Source organism: Stutzerimonas sp., from assembly GCF_982611455.1.
Map to the genome: position 1 here is coordinate 1 of NZ_CEXBBO010000001.1, position 17,636 is coordinate 17,636.

A 17,636-nucleotide genomic window follows, 5' to 3' on the forward strand; every position below is an offset into this window, starting at 1 on the left:
TGAGAAGCGACATTTACTGAGCCTGGAAAGTGTCTAAGAAATCCGGGGCGATTCAGGGCTCGTTCATTGCTGTCGTAGATCACCGTATTGGCATAAACGATTACGGGTTGGCGCCGGGTTTTTCTTAGCGCTTCGAGTTGTTCGGCGGACACGTCTAGATCAATCCAGATCCAATCTCGGACAATGCAGTAATCAGGGTATCGAAAGCGCTCACGTACGATCCTGAGGGCTTCGTCTTCGGTTACCTGTGAGCCAGGCATGGGTACGCCCTCGCCGTAAAGAAGGTCGGTTATTTCTTGTAATTCGCTCACGTCATTAGTTCCCGAAATATCGTTGTATTGGGGCGGGGGCGGTGTAGATGACCACGTCAGAGCCACGCTCCACCTGATTCGCCATGAGCTCGATGGGGCCGCCGAATCTGAACACCCCGAACTTTGTATAAAGGCGGTGGAACAACTCTCCGCTCTTGGTTCGCTCTTCGGTGAGCTTGAAGACGTCCGCGATACCGACCCCCACGTTGTCAGGAAAATCGCAAGAGAACACGGTCTGAAAGCTCCTCACGTAAAGCCCCTCACCTGGCGCGGCGAGTGTCCGCTTAACGAGCTCGGAGTCGTTGGTTGAAATGGTGCTTACGACCGATCTCTCGGTTGAGCACGCGAGAGTGATATGCATCCAGGGCTCATTACCTTTCTTGGTGAGACTCCATCTGCCCGGCGCGTCAGAGCTGAACGCGAAGTCAGCATTGCCTTTTTGAGATCCCATTGTTCTGCTTCCCTCAGCTTCAAATTTCCGTCGTATCTCAAAGAAATCCCTTAAGGCAATCCTGCTCATCTGGATAAAGCGGAGCAAAAGTTGTGGCTCGATCTTTTTCGGGGCGCATATAGCAGGGCCTCTGGTTGGCATCTGGACTTAGGGGGTGACAGCTTGCTCTCGTCACTCCAAATGGATTTCTATTGGCATTTATTGACAGAGGTGCTAAGCAGTCTTTTGCGAAACAAGGTAATGCTATGACGACAGGATATGTCGCGTCAAAGCTGGCTTTATGCTTCCTTTTCTCGGCGCGATGAAGATGAGCTACGAAAAGGTGTTAGGAGGGGTGATTAGGGACATAAGATTACGTTCGGGCCTTACACACGACGCGTGTGCCGAAGTCATCAACGCAACTTACTTGCGTCAGATCGAGAAGGGCTTCAGCGTCATCAGAATCGACACTCTGGTTGCTCTCTGTGATGTGCTTGACGTTTCTCCAAGTCAGGTGCTGTTGATTGTCGAAGCACGTCGCGCTGGCAAGGGGGTTGAAGAGCATCTTGCTGCGAGCAGCAAACGACTTCTCACACTGCTTGATGCTGGGCGCTTTGAGCCTTTTGGCCAGGAGGACGTAGCTAGAGGAATTCGAGGTCAGAAAGCGGATGCTACTCGCGACGAGACGCGACGCTTGCAAGCTGACGGTCTGTCCAAGGCGGAGATTGCACGGAAGCTGGGCGTTACCGTCAGAACGGTTGAGCGATATTGGATAAAGCCGGCAGAGAGTGACTAAGACTCCCGCCCGGCTGCCTCGCGACTTCAACGCAAAATGGGCACTGTGCTTTCCAATGTGTGTGTTCCAGAGATGCGTACAGCCAATCCCTGCGAATGTGGCTCTGCCGATGCCGGCGAGGCCCTGTCCCCTCCACGGGTTGTGATCCCTCGTATTGGCGATTCGGGCCTCGCCTCGGAACCAATGATTTGAATTAATTTGTTACAAGTGTTTGGGGCCCAGCATTCACGCGGGATTGCGCTGATTTGAGCAAAATTCTGCGCACTAGATTCCTGCTACTTTCTCGCGCGACTCCCAAGGAATGCCACCTTCACTGCCCGCAGAGCCTGACTCGGTAGTTCAGCACGCATACTTGGCCCTTATTCACTCTTTGCAGGGATATGCACCATGAGTGGAAAACCCGCCGCCCGTCTTTCCGACCCAACAGCCTGTCCAGTACCTGGGCATGGCACCAATCCGATAGTCCAAGGGTCGCCCAACGTCATTTTCGACGGCCTGTCTGCGGCACGGCAGGGCGATAGTTCTGCATGTGGAAGTCCCATTGCTTCCGCTGTTTCATCGACTGTATTCATTAATGGCCAGCCTGCTGCAACTCTTGGCAGCGTTGGTGCGCACGGCAACGTGATCATCGGTGGTTCAGGCACGGTCATCATCGGCGATGTGTTCGCACCAGCTGCCTTCTCTTCAGTTGCGTCACTTGTCAGTAGCAAAGCGCCTTACTCTGGGCGCTTTCAACTTATCGATCAGGAAACAGGTAAGCCAGTTACCGGACGCAAAGTAAAAGTCTGGTCGAGCGGTGGTTGGAGTGTGCTTGACATCACTGATGCCGAAGGCCTGACATCGTGGGTCAATCACGATGCTTCGGAGTCCATCCATATCGATCTGGTGCTGGGGCGTGGAGCATGAGCGATCAGCCTAGCCTCTCGCAGGGTGGAATGAGCCCCAACGGCAAGATCAACCCTGTCGGCATCCTTGAGCCAAAGCTCGACCCGCAGGACAAGAAAGTGCTGTGCTCGGCAATCTGCTATTGCAGCACCACACCCAACGTCAGCCAGAATGGCAGGAATCTCAAGCAGTCCTGCGTGGCCCAGCGCTTGGGTGAGCTCGATGAAATTGTTCAGGGGCGCAGCCCTTACAAGCCCGAGGTCAGTTACGACATGACCAAGAATCCGCCGCAGCCAATCCTCGACAGCCAGACCGGTAATAACCCCCATGGCTGGATTCCAGGCTGGATCAGCAAGTACTGGGATGAAGACCCAGAGCATCCACCTTTTAAACCTGGGCGAGGGATGATTCGTCGGCCCGACGTGGTTATCGTCAAGGATCCCAATAAGCCGCCGACTCAAGACAACATCAAACAGGTAGTGGAGATGAAGTTTCCACCGGATCAGCGAAACGCGAGGCAGAGTGACGCCTACGGCACCATTGCCGGCAGTAAGAATAAGGTTGTTGAAATGCAGCCCTCCGATTGTGACTGCAACCAGGAAAATCAAGACTCCAAGATACCTGTGGAGAATCTCGGATGGGCTGCGGCTATTGCAGGCGCGGTAATGTATATCGTGACACGCGGTCGTTCTCCGAGACCGCCTATCCCCGCACCAGTCCCAGCCTATTAAATTGAAGGAAAATCTCATGGAGCAGGAATTTGACCTGGTCGAGGAACTGGCCAAGCAACCTCATTTGCTGGAGATGCCCGGCAACCTGCTGATGAAAGGTGGGGCCGAGGACTATATCGGTGCCGTGCTTTGCTTGCGGGGAACACTCTATTTTAAAGAGGCTCATACCCCCTTGGTGCGCGAGGCACTTTGTCAGTGCTTCGACGAGTTCAAGCGTATAGCCGAGCCCCATCTCACTTGGCTTTGGCGCGAGGAGCCGCCAGAGGGTAAGCCGTTGATGGCTTATGCTGATGCAAAGCCACTGCGTGAAATGCTGTCCAGCATGGATGAGGATTATCCGCTCAGCTTCTACTACGGCAGTGGCAAGCAGTCTATTGATGCCTGCGGCTGGCACTTTGAGATTTTTGGCCAATCTGCCTGGGAATCAAGGATCGGACGTGATCTAAGTGTGTTGGAGTTTTCCGTACCACTTCTGCATCAAGAGCAGCAGCCTCTGGATTTCCTACGTTTATTTTTGGATTTTGCACAGCGGCTGAGTCCGCAACAGGGCTATGCAGGTCATGCTTTAAACCTGTCGCCAACTAGGCGTGATAGCAACGAGCCAACCGAAGCCTTTATGGCGGAACGCATGCCGGGTTTGGATGTGGGAACAGCAGGCCTCCTGGCGAATACCCCAGAGTTCAAACCCACTAAGATCAAAACGGTTAGTTGGCTGACGCTGCTCGATCATGAGCGCTTGGGTCTGGTAGGTGGCCTGGGCGTGTTGCGTACACAACTGCCGTCGAGCCATTTCGCATTCTACGAATACGGTAACGGAGTGGTGATCCAGGCCGGAGCCTATCCGTACCTTGGCGGAGATGCCGAAGACCCAAAGCCTGCCTCTTACGTATTGCTGAATCATGTGCTCAAGGGCATCCGCTATGAGACGGTCGGCTCTCTACATGGCGGTTCCCATGACGGCGAATTGCGTCTGGTTGGCTGGTCGGCGGATCAGTGGCTGAAGCGTCTGGATGTGGATGAGAGTGAGATACCCGTCTGGCATGCCAAGTTGCTCAGCAACGAGCCTTACTTGGACACTGCCAATACATTAGTGAAGCGAATATAACTGTGGGTGGCTTTGCCACCCCTTAACCCATCGGTTGTCGACGTCTCCACTTCGGCCCTATTCTAGGCGCACGATCAGGGGGATTACCTCAAGACTAACTGCGGGGCGCTGGCGTGGAAGACACAGAGCAGCTGTACACGCTATTGGCCCAAAAGGACTGGGAAGCGATTGGTAAAATCATCTACAAGCACAAGAAGGCCAAGACGCAAGACCCCTTCTTGGCCCAGGTCACTACATACTTTGAGGCTGAGTTTTTCGCCTTCGCAGAGCCTTTGCAGGCGGCTGAGCGCGCAAAGCAGTTTGAGTTCACTAGCTTAATCATCGAGCTAGGTCAGCACGGCTTTAGCCAAGGCTTCGTGGATCGTTTTATAGATGAGCGTCTGAAGCTGATGCAGGAAACCAAGCACGCTGCACTCCTCAACTACGCCCAGTCGTATCAACACCGTCCCCTGGCCAAGCAGATCATCCAGTCTTTTTTGCAGACAAAGCCAGAAACGGTTGCCGCCAGTCTGCGTGAGAACATGACTATTCGCGCCACAGAAGTGGGAGTCGGCAAGGCAAAAACCATTCGCCTGTTCAAGTCTCGGCAGGAAGAGCACTTCTATGAGGCGGTGCGTCGGGTTTTTCCGACCTATCACCCTTACCCTAATGTCGCCTTAAGCTGTGTACTGGATTACCCGGCCATCAAAGATCAATTGTCCGAAGAGGCGAGGTCATAGTTCTTCCGGGCCATTATCGACAGCGTGGTGTTTGATGTGGGCAGTGGCTATGAGCCTAGGTACTTCATTGAGCTGGATAGCAGCTTCCATGATAAGGCTAGGGCTCAGGCCAATGACCAGTTAAAGGACTCCATTTTCCGAGCCGCAAACACCAAGCTCATTCGTATCCGGCCCTTAAATGCCAAGGCCTCGTCGGTCGAAGAGTTTGAAAAACTGGTACGTGAAGTGATGCGCCTGCTTTAAACGAAAAGCATTGAAAGGCCGGGAGCAGGCATGCGGCAAGCGACAATGATACGGGTTTGCAGATTGACGCCTTACTTTAAACCTCTGCTATGGCTGAAAGTAGGCGCTGGCGATGGGCTGGTAGTGGCCCAACGCGTCTCATCTCTTTCGACCAGCTCTCGCTGAGCTCAGTGGGTGCCAGAGTAATTTGTTAGAACTCATCTTGGGAGTGTCAGCATGAAGTTCTCAACAATTAAAAAAAGGCAGTCTGTAGGGTCTTCACCATGCTCGTTCAGGTGGTGCATCTCGCATACCTTTTCATCGTTAACGATAAGCATCAACTTGTCCTGGTAGCGCATGGCTCCCTTCGTCATTGCAGCCGCATGAGGTCTGCACCCATAGGCCGGAGATGTCTACGGGAGCGGGGGGAGTCCATTGCACTCGTGCAGCTGTCATTGCCTTGCAGGCAGAGGGACTGAGCAAAGAAGAGATTGCCCGGAAGCTCGGCGCGGGGCTTCGAACGGTGCACAGATACTGGATCAAGGCTGAGTAAAGGCAGAACCCTCGCGCGGGGTGTTCGGCGGGTTGATCATTCACGAATCCTCCCTGTTTCTTATGGCCGGCGAACAGAGGAGGTCAAAGCGACCGCTCGAAGGTGTATACGCATCTATGGCTGATTCGGCCAGTGGGGTTGACAAGGCTGTCTAATTGACTTAATCGCGCGTACTCTGTACCCTGAACTTATACGTTATGTAGGAACAAAAGAAATGAGCTACGCCCTGAAACCAACTGTCGTTGTGGGTTCTGCGCATGCAGGACAGGGTTACTCTGTTCCTGTGAAGCCCGTTAACCACGATCAGACACGCGAAGCGATGCGCGCAGCAATGTCCTCTGCAATGGCCTCGCTTTCCGCTCTCCAAGCGTCCCGCGTCGTACCGTCAGAGTCTCTAGATCGTCCCCTGAGCACCATTTAATCTGGGGCGCGATGTTTGAGCTTCGAACTACTGCCGTATTCCAGCGAAAACCTTCTTAGCTGTCTGCTTGATGGCTCCCAATATACGACTGACAATACCATTAGAGGCAGGCGCCACTTTGGTTACTTTCAGCAGTACTTTGATGAGTTGAAGGCTTGCACGATTGTGGTGGAAAACTACTACGTTGATCGTGACTATCTCCAAGACTACGCAGAATACTACGATAGATGTTTTTCTGATTATCCTCGTCGAACGCGTCGCCTGCACTTTTTCAGCTTGGACTTCTCGGCTGATGAGTTTGAGAGCGCTGTTATCAATACATCTGATAACGACATGCCTCTCAAGCTTTCTGAACATTACCTAGGCTTCATCGTAGTCAAGCCCCTACCTCAGACGATCATTGGGCGCACCTGCCTAAAAACATACTGCGATGATCTAGGGCGACGTAATTTCCCTTGTTTGCGCAGCTATCCGGTAAATCTCTATGGCCTTGAATTAGAGGTCAGCAGCCTAGCCTATCAAGAGCAGGATCAAGTTGTCGCAGCATGCGCTACTAGTGCCCTGTGGACATGTCTGCAAGGTACTGGGAAGCTGTTTCAGCACTCTATTCCTGCTCCGGTTGAGATCACAAAGTGGGCAAGCGACCAAATCCCTGACAATGTATTAGCTGTTGGTGCAAGGGCATTTCCAAGCAACGGATTGACCGCAAGACAGATGGCTCATGCGATCCGTCGGGTAGATCTTGAGCCGCAGATCATTCGGGCAAATGTTAAATATAATCTTGATAGCGCGCTCTATGCCTATCTAAAAGGGAAGATACCCTCGATTCTTTCTGCCCGATTGGTTCGCTATACTGACGGACAGCAGACTACCGTGGGAATGCATGCGGTAGCTATTACTGGATATTCACTTCGTGAAGATGCCAACTATGATTATTCATCTGACGACTTTAAGCTACGCGCATCAAAAATCGATAAGATTTATGTTCATGATGATCAGCTTGGGCCGTTTTGTCGTTTGGAGTGGGGGGCTCTCCCTTCTCCCGAGCGGATCGGTCAAGAAGAGCACTATTCAGGCCTGAGAACATCTCGGGGGGATTCGCACTATTACATTCCCGACTTCATCCTGCTGCCCCTGTACCACAAGATTCGGATACCTTTTTCGTTGATACATGACGAGATGCTCGCACTGAACTCGGTCATGACCGCATGGCGCAGTAACTTGAGGGCGGATACTACTTCGCCCGAGTGGGACATTTATCTCACTACTGTGAATGAGTACAAGGCCTCCATTCGAAAGGATTATCTGGAGCTCGGGGTTGACTACCGAGATTGCTTGTACGCCCGTATGCCCCGTTTTATGTGGCGTGTAACTGTCCGTAGGGATGCGGTCATCCAGATGGACTTTTTGTTTGATGCCACTGGCGTGGCTCAGCATAGCTTGCTGGTGAATGTCTTCTCTACAGCATGCGAGGACAAAGATATTCTTATCGGCATGGCTCAGCCTGAATATAAAGACGATATTGCAAACTACCCGCTACAGATGAAGGCTGTTATTGAGGCTTTTGCGTCTAGCAGCATGCGCTGAGAAGTTTCCCGGCAAGCCTAGGGAAGCACGCTCATAGGATATCTAAACAGGGTCAGCTAAAGCCAACCAGAGGTCGATTTCTTATTAACGATTCTTGGATGGGTTTGTCGCGAGCGTCAGCAGTGCATTGAGGTCAGAGTTATCTACGCCTGAGTAGCCATACGCTCCGGCTCCAGGACAGTGACTGTAGACTGCATTCTGCCAATCGGAGTGCGAGGGGCGAATCCCCTGATCACGAAGTGCCTGTATATCTCGCTTGATGGCGGCTAGTTGGTCGCCCGTAGGTTCGTAAGGCCCTAAGCCAAACTGCATCTTTAAGCTATGAGCAAGTTTCTGGTCATCTGTCATTTATATGTTCCTGGATCATTCGGGGATACATGCGCACAAATCTGCTGCTCGCAGCGAGCAGGGATTGCCGAATCATAGCTAGCAGGCCCTGCTTCTAGATCAATCACTGGCTTTGGGTCTGCTCAGTGGTCTGATGGCTCGACTGAGGCCCGGCGGCGGCAAAACCCTCTGGAGGATTGATCAGCCATACAAGGATGAATATGGCAACCGAACCACCAGCCACCAAGGTAAAGAGCTGTCCTAAGCTGGAAATCCTAACTTTCATCGACATGAAGCCAGGCACGCTGACAATCAATGATGATAGGCCCAATGCAAAGATCCCTCGGAAAATAAAGCCTTGGAATTCGGTTGGGTGCGGGAAGAAAATTGCAATAACGGCCATGCCGAACAATATAAAAATCCCGATAACCGTGCAGAGAACAATTTGCCAGGTGGGCAGTTTTTCTTTATTTGCGTGCGCAGCCACAGTAAACCCCTTTGTGGGTAAATTAGCGTCTCGAAACGCTTTGAATAGTTTTTTGAATTCTTCTTTAGTGCAGTAGGCTTTTACCATTCGCTGCATTCCAGCCATTGCAGTGTGGCCCGGTTCTACATCAACTCTGGTCAGGTAGGCGGCGTGATAGCGCAGGGTTGTAATATGGAATATATAACTTTCGAGAACAGCATGGCAATTCTCGGCAAAGTTGGTAATCCAGTTTCCCGTCTCATGCGCGCCCAGTAAATCGCTACTAGCGACATAGTTCTCGTAGTGATTAAAATAAGAATTTCCAAGCCGCTGACATTCTAGAAGTTCGTCCACTGTAAATTTTTGCCCGGTTGTATCGTGCGCAAGGGCTAAAGGACGAATGTAAGCCATGTAGGCTTGTTTTAGCTTCTCTGCCGCTTGCTCGGCCTCAACTACGGACTGTTCGTTGGTCATTTGGTTTTTGGCGGTTGCGCTGCCATAGCCAGAACAGCATTGAGGTCGGAGTTGTCTATCCCCTCTAGAGATATTCCCTCTTCGATCTCGCAAGCCTGGTAAATAATGGCCTTAAAGTCGTCTAGTGTTGACGGTGGGGTCTCATTAATGAGGCGTCGCACCTCAGCCACTTGGGAGGCTGTGGGCTCCCACCCAGAAATACCTACAAACTCAATGACTAATTGTTTAAGCCGCTCAAATTCCATTTTTGACTCCAGAGATGAGGCTAATCGGCAGTCATGATACCGATATGCTATCACCTATGTCGATTTTGATGTGCCGCTATTGCTGATCATCTTTGGGGCCGACCGGTGCGTGTGGTGCACGCGCCTGATCGGTGCCCGTCCAGTGCACAGCGGGTCTGATTACGTGTGCGGGGGGGGGGAGTCGTTCATCCAGTCGAGAGATGAAATCGCGTATGTGATCGTTGAAAAACCACAGAATGGAGTCGACCTGGTTTTCGCCGAAAGTGATCGGCTCGCCAGCTTCCAGGTTTTTCCACACATTAATCATGTGTTCCTTATATGCCGGGTTGAATGAGCCTTTGTCGTGCACGAACATATGCCGAAGGTTGATGATGCAGTTGATCCATCTCGATGAGTAATAGTCACAGATTCGCGAATCAAGATTGAGAGTGTTATTGGCGAGATGAGCAATTTTCAATGCGGCAGGCTTAACGACTACATCAGGCATGTGATTTTGTCTGATGATAACGGCCTTTTTTAACGCCTGATCATTTAGCTGCAAAAGTCGCCTTATCCCATCAAAGCAATCACCCAGCGCCGTAACCATGCTGACCACGATGAATGAACGTGACAGCTGATCATATCTCCCATCATGAATAAGTGCATGGATTTGGCTAATGGTTCGGATTGAAGTGGCGCTATCTTCAAAGTTGTCGCTCGCTCTAATGGTTGTGTCCTGATGTTCGTCAGAAAAGTTTGCATGTTTGCTAAGGACTACGGAGCTTAAATAGAAGATAAGTGATCTTTCTTGACTATGGAGGTATTCGTCATAGATTTTGGCCAGCTCTTGGCTTTTGAGGTCAACTTTCCAGCGATTCATAACGCTCCTGGCTGTAGGTTTACGTGTTTACGTGTTTACGTAGTTACGCATTCTGGTTGGTTTTTGTGAGCCATCGATAAATGGGTAGTGTCTCTTGCTGTGAGTGCTTGAGTTTTTATGGTGATTTTTATTCACTGGGAGATAGCTTTACTGTTTAAGGTAAAGTCCGCGTGTTTCGGGAGCTCGGACTAAGGTCATACTCGATATAATAATATCGTATCGTATACAACTTGAGCAGGATTCATGAGCGAGGCTGAGGGATCGCGTGGGCTGGGGTGTAGCGGGCTTTGGGTGGTTGCAATGCCTGGCGGGCTCTGTGTTGAATAGATCAGTCCTTTTCCTGGCTAACCTACGAGGCGGGTGATGAAGAAGTGGAGTCCAACGGAAAGCAAAGGGGTTGCGGCAGTTGCGACGGCTTGCGCTGAAGAGCTGGAGTGGATATTCAGGCCGACATCCTTGGCGGACGTGGGAATTGATGGGCAAATAGAGTTAGTTGGAGAGCGTGGGGCCACCGGAAAACTTATCGGCGTTCAGATAAAAGCAGGTGCTTCATATTTGAGGGAGACTACCAGGGGACTTGTGTACCATGGCAGGCAAAGCGACTTGGACTATTGGGCCGAGTACTCTCTACCCGTAATCATGGTTTTTCATATTCCCAATGAGAGAGTTACGTTTTGGGTGAATATAGATGATTCATCGATAACGCGTACCTCTGATGGCTGGAGCATCGTGATTCCAGCCGAGAATATCTTTGATCGAAGGTGTAAGGGCGAGCTTGAGAAAATATTCCGGTTAGGCTCCAACCATCTGCCCCTCAAACGCTCATATCGGGTAGGCCAGGATTCTTCTGATGCAGAGGATGTTCTCGATCTTGCTGATGACGTTGCTAGGAGCCTGGGGCTTAATTCTTGGTATGAGTGGATCGAGGGCGCTTGTTCCACACATATAGTTGTACTGCCTGAGACCTTCGTGGATGGTTTGAAGGTGGCGAGATTCAAAGCCCTGAAATCAATAATCCCAGTGGAGTATCTGCGCACCAAATACGCAATTATTAACTTGATTGAGCGCGCATCTGATTTAATCGATGAGTTCATGCCAAGGGCGGAATATATAAGGATTCAGAAGTCCTACCAAGGGAGTCACGCTTACAAGCGATTTGAAAATCCTAATTACGCACAGGATCGTGCAGAGCACGAAGCGTGGACGTTGGAGTGTGTGGCGTTGGTTCATGAGCTCGCAAAGGCAGCGAATCTCTTTGCCGATGTAGTCCGGGAGGAGATGGATAGAGGGTTCCTTCGGAGGTGCGGGCGTTTCTTGGTGAGTGAGGATTTCCAGTACGAGGGCTTTCCTCCCCAGTATTTGAGAAGCCAGAAATCTCAGATACTGAAAGAGCGGTCGAACCGTTCGCGAGTCCGTGATTAGGCCTGCCCAGCTCTCGGTAGGTGAGCTTCCTGTGATCTCCAAAGGCGCGGGTGCGCGGGGTTCTGGGGTGTTACGAGGCCGTAAGAATTCGCTGGTATCTCTGGCCGGCTATGGCATGAACGATGTTTCGGGGGGGGCGAGAAGCGGATGAGTGGATTTGTCGTCAAAGGTTGAAAAAAGAGCTTGCATAGGTTATGTGCATGTTTGATAATGCACACATAGATTATTCCAGTGAAGGCGTTCGCTCTTCACGTACTGTGCGAAAATCCGGGGCGGTGAAAGTGTTCGGGGTGCCCTTCAATATTGCCAGCTACGCCTTGTTGACCCTGATGGTGGCGCAGGTCTGCGATCTGCAGCCCGGTGAGTTCATCTGGAGCGGCGGCGACTGCCATCTGTATGCCAATCATCTGGAGCAGGCCGATCTGCAGATGACACGCGAGCCGCTTCCGTTGCCGACAATGAAGCTCAACCCGGCGGTGAAAGACCTGTTCGCCTTCCGTTTTGAAGATTTCGAGCTGGTCGGTTACGAAGCCCATCCGCTCATCAAGGCTCCCGTCGCGGTGTAAGGGCGGCCGGACGCCGCCTTCCGATCGTTTAACGCCAGCGTCATTTGCCGGACTCCGGGTTTAGGGGCTACGGAATGCGCAGGATGCAGGAAGGCCACAACGGAGCGCTCGAGGTCGACGGGATAGTGGTCAACCAGTTCTTGCCGAGGGCGGCGTTACAGCAACAGATGATCGATGAGCTATTTGACGAGGGCTTGCCCGTGTTGCCGGTGCACCTGATGAGTTCGGTGCGGATGCGCGAGTCGCATCAGGTCTGCCTCCGCTGATCCATTTCGACTCGCGGCATAAGTTGAGCCAGCAATTCGTTGCGCTGCACGGATGTCTCGAGGGCAGTGCCTGAGGTCACTCGGCCCTCGCGCGTTCGATCTTGCGGCCCAGGCGGGATGCATACAGCTCGCCGATGATGCCGCGGCGGAAGATCAATACGCAGACCATGAAGATGATTCCGGTGACCAGTGTGACCGGCAGCGACGAGGTTGCGAAGTAGTTGCCGAGACTGGTGACCAGCGCCGCGCCGAAAACCGGCCCCACCAGCGTGCCGATACCGCCAAGCAGCGTCATCAATACCACCTCGCCGGACATCTGCCAGCTGACGTCGGTAAGCGTGGCGAATTGAAAAACCAGAGCTTTCAGACCTCCTGCCAGCCCCGCCAGAGCCGCCGACATGACGAAGGCACCTAGCTTGTAGCGTGACACCGAATAGCCGAGCGAAATGGCACGGTTTTCGTTTTCACGGATGGACTTGAGGATCATGCCGTAGGGTGAGTTGATGATCCGCCAGATCGCCAACATGCCGATGAGAAACACACTCAGCACGAAGAAATACATGTGCAACGGCTCTTTGAGGTCGATCAATCCGAACAGGTGGCCGCGCGGAATGCCCTGAATGCCGTCCTCGCCATGGGTAAAAGACGCCTGTAGGCAGAAAAAGAAGAACATCTGCGACAGCGCCAGCGTGATCATCGTGGAGTAGATGCCTTGCCGGCGGATGGCCAGAAAACCTATCACTAAACCGAGAAACGCGGCGCCGACCACGCCAACGAGAATCCCCAGTTCCGGTGTCAGTCCCCACTCTTTGACGGCATGGGCGGTGAAGTAGGCGGCGCCACCGAAGAAGGCCGCATGGCCGAACGAAAGGATGCCGGTATAGCCGAGCAGTAAATTGAATGCGCAAGCGAACAGGGCGAAACACATCACCTTCATCAGAAACACGGGATAGAAATGCAGAGGCGCCAGTACCAGCGCGACGACACCAATGAGGATCAGGATCGTCTCTGCATTCCAGCGTTTGCGGGTTGCGGTTGCTTGCTGCATATCAGCCATCCTTTCCCATCAAGCCCGCCGGACGTACGAGCAGCACGATCGCCATGACCACGAAGATCACGATATTAGAGGCCTCGGGGTAAAACACTTTGGTCAACCCCTCGAGAATGCCGAGCATGTAGCCAGTGATGATCGCGCCCATGATCGAACCCATACCGCCGACCACCACCACGGCGAACACCACGATGATCAGGTTCGAGCCCATCAGCGGGCTGACCTGATAAATCGGTGCGGCAAGGATTCCGGCCAGTCCCGCCAGACCGGAACCGAGGCCGTAAGTGAACGTCAGCAGCAGCGGCACGTTGATGCCGAAGGTACGTACCAGCGTGGGGTTTTCGGTGGCGGCGCGCAGATAGGCACCGAGTTTGGTTTTCTCGATCAGCAGCCAAGTGCCCAGGCAAATCAGCAGGGACGCCAGCACCACCCAGGCGCGGTACTTGGGCAGAAACATGAAGCCGAGGTTGTAGCCGCCTGACAGCAGACTCGGCACCGCGTAGGGCTGGCCGGACGAGCCGTAGTAGTAGCGGAACGCGCCTTCCAGCGCGAGGGCCAGGCCGAACGTGAATAGCAGGCCGTAGAGGTGATCGAGGTTGTACAGCCGTGACAGCGCCAGCCGCTCGATTACCGCCCCGACGAGGCCAACGATCAACGGTGCCAGAATCAACGCCGGCCAATAACCGATGCCCAGCATCGCCAGCAGCAGGTAACCAGCGAAGGCGCCCATCATGTACTGCGCGCCGTGGGCGAAGTTGATCACTTTGATCAAGCCAAAAATGATCGCCAGACCAAGGCTGAGCATGGCGTAGAAGGAGCCATTGATCAGGCCGATCAACAATTGCCCGAGAAAGGCCTGGATGGGTACGCCGAAGATCTCCGTCATCAGACCCCCAGGGTTTCGTTGAGTATCGTCATGCGGTCTGGAAGTTCGCTGACGTGGAAGTTGTCGACGATCCGTCCGTGATCGACCAGATAAAAGCGGTCGGCGACTTTGCTGGCGAAACGGAAATTCTGTTCGACCAGCAGAATGGTCATGCCACGCTGTTTGAGCGTCAACAGCACATCGCCGATGCGCTGGACGATCACCGGTGCCAAGCCTTCGGTGGGCTCGTCGAGCAACAATAGCTTCGCTCCGGTACGCAAGATGCGCGCGATGGCCAGCATCTGCTGTTCGCCGCCGGAGAGCTTGGTCCCGGCGCTGTTACGGCGTTCCTTGAGGTTGGGGAACAACTGATAGATCTCGTCGGTGGACATACCGCCCTTGGCGATGATCGGCGGCAGAGTCAGATTCTCATCTACCGTCAGGGTGGCGAAAATGCCGCGCTCTTCCGGCACGAAACCCATCCCGGTGTGCGCGGTTCGATGCAAGGGCACGCGCATCATGTCGCGGCCATCGAACGCAATGGTTCCGCTGCGCTTGCGGATGATGCCCATGATCGAGCGCAGCGCCGTGGTTTTGCCGACCCCGTTACGCCCGAGCAGGGTGACGGTTTCGCCCTGATGAACATCCAGATCGATCCCATGTAGAGCGTGGCTCTCGCCATACCAGGCGTTGAGCTCACGAACACTCAGCAGCGGCGTCGCTTCACTCATCATCCGTCCCCATATAAGCCTCACGAACACGTGCATCCTGGCTCACGCTGCCGTAGTCGCCGGAAGTAAGAATCTCCCCTCGTTGCAGAACGGTGACCTGATCGCAGAGATCTGCCACGACCTTCAGGTTGTGCTCGACCATCAGAATGGCGCGGTCGCGAGCGACTTCGCGAATGATCTCGGAAACGATATGCACGTCCTCGTGGCCCATGCCCGCCATCGGCTCGTCGAGCAATAACACCTTGGGTTCCAGCGCCAGGGTGGTGGCGATTTCCAGCACCCGCTTGCGCCCGTAGGACAAATCCGCGGCTGGGCTGTGGCAAGCGTCCTGCAGTCCTACCGACTCGATCAGCGCCATGGCGCGCTCATTGAGCCGGTTAAGCGAACGCAGCGGCAGCCAGAACTGAGTGGCTAGCCCGCCGGGACGCTGCAGGGCGACTCGCACGTTCTCCAATACGCTCAGGTGCGGAAACACCGCTGAAATCTGAAACGAACGAACCAACCCCATGCGGGCCACCTTGGCCGGATCGGTACGGGTAATGTCTTGGTCGAGCAGCCGGATGCTGCCGCTCGACGGCTGCAGAAATTTGGTCAGCAAATTAAATACCGTGGTTTTACCCGCGCCGTTGGGCCCGATCAGGGCGTGGACGCGAGCGTGATGAACGTCCAGATCGACATTGTTCACCGCTACGAAACCACCAAAATCGCGGCGCAGCCCGCGCGCCGAAAGCACGACGCGCGGTTGCGATTCATCGCCGATGCCCGGCGAAGCCGCCGCTTCCCCGGGCACATTGCCGACGCTGGTCGCCATGCTTATTGCTTGACCAGATCGCAGCCGCTCTCGGCTGGTTTGATATAGGCCTCGTCACCCGGCACGGTGGCGAGCACCTTGTAGTAGTCCCAGGGCTCCTTGCTTTCTTCGGGTGTCTTCACTTCCATCAGATAAACATCGCTGATCAGCCGACCGTTGGCGCCCACCTTGGCATTGCGTGCGAAAAGGTCATTCACAGGCATCTCATGCATGGCCTTGGCCACCGCTTCCGTTTCGTCGGTGCCGACCTTGTCGATGGCCTTGAGATACTGCAGTACACCTGAGTATGTGCCTGCGTGAACCATGTTCGGCATGCGGCCGGTGCGTTCAAAGAAGCGTTTGCCGAATTCGCGAGATTGATCGTCACGATCCCAGTAGAAGCTTTCGGTCAGGGTCAGGCCTTGTGCCGCTTCCAGTCCTAGGCCGTGCACCTCCGACAGGGTGAACAGCAGCGCTGCAAGGCGTTGACCGCTGGCGACGATCCCGAACTCCGCCGCTTGTTTGATTGCATTGGCCGTGTCCATACCGGCGTTGGCCAGGCCGATGACTTCGGCGCCGGAGGCCTGTGCCTGTAGCAGGAAGGATGAGTAATCGTTGGTGGCCAATGGATGGCGCACCGCGCCCTTGATCTCGCCGCCCTTGGCTTTGACGAATGCGCTGGTCTGCTCTTCCAGTGAGTAGCCGAAGGCGTAGTCGGCGGTGAGGAAATACCAGCTATCCCCACCTTGGGAAACCAATGCGCCACCGGTACCGACCGCCAATGCATGGGTGTCATAGGCCCAGTGGAAGCCGTAGGGCGAGCATTGCTTGCCGGTCAGCTCCGCGGTCGCGGCACCGGTTACCAGGTCGATCTTCTTCTTTTCCTTGGAGATGCCCTGCACCGCGAGCGCAACGGACGAGGTGGTCAGCTCCATGATTGAGTCGACCTGCTCGCGGTCATACCACTGACGCGCGATATTGGAGGCGATATCCGGCTTGTTCTGATGGTCGGCCGTGACGATTTCGATCGGCATGCCCTGAACTTTCCCGCCGAAATCTTCAGCCGCCATTTTGGCCGCCTCAAAGGACCACTTGCCACCGAAGTCGGCATAGACGCCGGATTGGTCGTTGAGAATTCCGATTTTCACTTTTCCATCGGATATTTCCGCGGCCGACGCGGGGATCGCCGCTGCCGCACTCAGTACTGCCGTTGCAATTGCCAGAAGCTTCATCGCCTATCTCCTTGCAGGGGTTGACCGCTTACAGGACGGCCCATACGGGCTGCCACGGACTGGACGGTTCGGTGGGTAACGGGAAGCGGCAGACGAGGCTGCCGACGCTCACGATCTGACGCCGAAGTGCGCTGCGGTAATGATTCCGGGCGCGTTTCATGGGGCGTGTCGATTGCAAAAAATAAATATGGGCTGGTGCAGCAATTGGGATCGCGCCGGATGAAATAGTCTGTCGTCGTGCCGGTCAGGTACGAATAATCGATGGGCACCGGGGTTGTGTTCATTCGGCCTGACATATGACTTTTCTAGTTATTGTTTAGAACTAAACGTAGCAGGGGTTCGGCCAGACGCAACTGACCATTTCGGATGAATCGGTCAGGTTTGGCCGTGCCATTCGGCGCAGTGCGCGAGCTTGACGCAGCCGTTAAGGTTCGGCAGGCGAGAAAAAACAGACGCAACGCTGGTGCCGAGTGGCCGAGCCCATCCGAACAGGGCGCTGGCACCTGTGGTTTGAACTCGGCGAGGGGACCTTGGCTGCTGTTGGTGCTCGCCATTTGCAAGTTTCGGAGCCAACCGAGCGTC

19 protein-coding genes and 1 pseudogene are annotated in these 17,636 nt (G+C 54.0%); 10 read left to right on the plus strand and 10 right to left on the minus strand.

Annotation, left to right across the window (positions count from 1 at the left end; genetic code table 11):
• Positions 1–311: DUF6957 family protein (locus tag AC2LD7_RS00005; RefSeq protein WP_484595810.1), on the minus strand; the 311-nt coding region annotated here is incomplete at its 3' end.
• 4 nt (positions 312–315) lie between these two features.
• Positions 316–849: a hypothetical protein gene (locus AC2LD7_RS00010; RefSeq protein WP_484595811.1), complete on the minus strand. Its 534-nt coding sequence runs from the start codon at positions 847–849 to the stop codon at positions 316–318.
• A gap of 193 nt (positions 850–1,042) precedes the next feature.
• Between AC2LD7_RS00010 and AC2LD7_RS00015 the strand changes: the two genes are divergently transcribed.
• The 7 genes from AC2LD7_RS00015 (at position 1,043) to AC2LD7_RS00045 (ending at position 7,760) form a co-directional block, all read left to right on the plus strand.
• Positions 1,043–1,537 (plus strand): helix-turn-helix domain-containing protein, encoded by a 495-nt coding sequence (locus AC2LD7_RS00015; protein ID WP_484595812.1) that lies wholly within the window; start codon positions 1,043–1,045, stop codon positions 1,535–1,537.
• A 387-nt stretch (positions 1,538–1,924) separates the two neighbouring features.
• Positions 1,925–2,443: a PAAR domain-containing protein gene (locus tag AC2LD7_RS00020; RefSeq protein WP_484595813.1), complete on the plus strand. Its 519-nt coding sequence runs from the start codon at positions 1,925–1,927 to the stop codon at positions 2,441–2,443.
• On the plus strand, positions 2,440–3,153 hold the full coding sequence (locus AC2LD7_RS00025; RefSeq protein WP_484595814.1) for a VRR-NUC domain-containing protein: 714 nt from the start codon (positions 2,440–2,442) through the stop codon (positions 3,151–3,153). The genes AC2LD7_RS00020 and AC2LD7_RS00025 overlap by 4 nt, the downstream gene beginning before the upstream one ends.
• Before the next feature lie 16 nt (positions 3,154–3,169).
• A complete protein-coding gene (locus tag AC2LD7_RS00030) occupies positions 3,170–4,258 on the plus strand; it encodes a type VI immunity family protein (RefSeq protein WP_484595815.1) in 1,089 nt (362 codons plus the stop codon).
• Positions 4,259–4,371: 113 nt separating this feature from the next.
• Complete coding sequence (locus tag AC2LD7_RS00035; protein WP_484595816.1) at positions 4,372–4,977, plus strand: DUF2726 domain-containing protein; 606 nt, start codon at positions 4,372–4,374, stop codon at positions 4,975–4,977.
• A 631-nt stretch (positions 4,978–5,608) separates the two neighbouring features.
• A complete protein-coding gene (locus AC2LD7_RS00040) occupies positions 5,609–5,752 on the plus strand; it encodes a helix-turn-helix domain-containing protein (protein ID WP_484595817.1) in 144 nt (47 codons plus the stop codon).
• Positions 5,753–6,188: 436 nt separating this feature from the next.
• Positions 6,189–7,760: a hypothetical protein gene (locus AC2LD7_RS00045; RefSeq protein WP_484595818.1), complete on the plus strand. Its 1,572-nt coding sequence runs from the start codon at positions 6,189–6,191 to the stop codon at positions 7,758–7,760.
• A gap of 451 nt (positions 7,761–8,211) precedes the next feature.
• On the opposite strand, the gene AC2LD7_RS00050 is transcribed toward AC2LD7_RS00045, so the two are convergent.
• The 3 genes from AC2LD7_RS00050 to AC2LD7_RS00060 form a co-directional block, all read right to left on the minus strand.
• Positions 8,212–9,027 carry a hypothetical protein gene (locus AC2LD7_RS00050; RefSeq protein ID WP_484595819.1) on the minus strand — a complete coding sequence of 272 codons (816 nt, stop codon included), beginning with the start codon at positions 9,025–9,027 and terminating at the stop codon, positions 8,212–8,214.
• Entirely contained in the window at positions 9,024–9,272 is a 249-nt protein-coding gene (locus AC2LD7_RS00055) for a hypothetical protein (RefSeq protein WP_484595820.1), read from the minus strand. Before AC2LD7_RS00055 ends, AC2LD7_RS00050 begins: the two co-directional genes overlap by 4 nt.
• Before the next feature lie 76 nt (positions 9,273–9,348).
• Positions 9,349–10,131: a hypothetical protein gene (locus tag AC2LD7_RS00060; protein ID WP_484595821.1), complete on the minus strand. Its 783-nt coding sequence runs from the start codon at positions 10,129–10,131 to the stop codon at positions 9,349–9,351.
• Between the two features lie 363 nt (positions 10,132–10,494).
• On the opposite strand from AC2LD7_RS00060, the gene AC2LD7_RS00065 reads away from it, so the two are divergent.
• From AC2LD7_RS00065 to AC2LD7_RS00075, 3 genes and pseudogenes are all read left to right on the plus strand, one after another.
• On the plus strand, positions 10,495–11,553 hold the full coding sequence (locus AC2LD7_RS00065) for a DUF4365 domain-containing protein (protein ID WP_484595822.1): 1,059 nt from the start codon (positions 10,495–10,497) through the stop codon (positions 11,551–11,553).
• Between the two features lie 200 nt (positions 11,554–11,753).
• Entirely contained in the window at positions 11,754–12,119 is a 366-nt protein-coding gene (gene thyA, locus AC2LD7_RS00070) for a thymidylate synthase (RefSeq protein ID WP_484595823.1), read from the plus strand.
• Positions 12,120–12,208: 89 nt separating this feature from the next.
• A pseudogene (locus tag AC2LD7_RS00075) lies at positions 12,209–12,459 on the plus strand (ParA family protein); the annotation flags it as partial.
• Between the two features lie 2 nt (positions 12,460–12,461).
• Here the strand turns inward: AC2LD7_RS00075 and AC2LD7_RS00080 are convergent.
• Genes AC2LD7_RS00080 through AC2LD7_RS00100 form a run of 5 tightly spaced genes read right to left on the minus strand, consistent with a single transcriptional unit; the run spans position 12,462 to position 17,054 of the window.
• Positions 12,462–13,433, minus strand: coding sequence for a branched-chain amino acid ABC transporter permease (locus AC2LD7_RS00080; RefSeq protein ID WP_484595824.1), 972 nt, complete (start codon positions 13,431–13,433; stop codon positions 12,462–12,464).
• Between the two features lies 1 nt (position 13,434).
• Entirely contained in the window at positions 13,435–14,322 is an 888-nt protein-coding gene (locus AC2LD7_RS00085; RefSeq protein ID WP_484595825.1) for a branched-chain amino acid ABC transporter permease, read from the minus strand.
• Positions 14,322–15,032, minus strand: a complete 711-nt coding sequence (locus tag AC2LD7_RS00090) for an ABC transporter ATP-binding protein (RefSeq protein ID WP_484595826.1) — start codon at positions 15,030–15,032, stop codon at positions 14,322–14,324. Before AC2LD7_RS00090 ends, AC2LD7_RS00085 begins: the two co-directional genes overlap by 1 nt.
• Positions 15,025–15,843 (minus strand): ABC transporter ATP-binding protein, encoded by an 819-nt coding sequence (locus AC2LD7_RS00095; RefSeq protein WP_484595827.1) that lies wholly within the window; start codon positions 15,841–15,843, stop codon positions 15,025–15,027. The genes AC2LD7_RS00090 and AC2LD7_RS00095 overlap by 8 nt, the downstream gene beginning before the upstream one ends.
• Positions 15,844–15,845: 2 nt before the next feature.
• Positions 15,846–17,054, minus strand: coding sequence for an ABC transporter substrate-binding protein (locus AC2LD7_RS00100; RefSeq protein ID WP_484595828.1), 1,209 nt, complete (start codon positions 17,052–17,054; stop codon positions 15,846–15,848).
• Positions 17,055–17,636 lie beyond the last annotated feature (582 nt).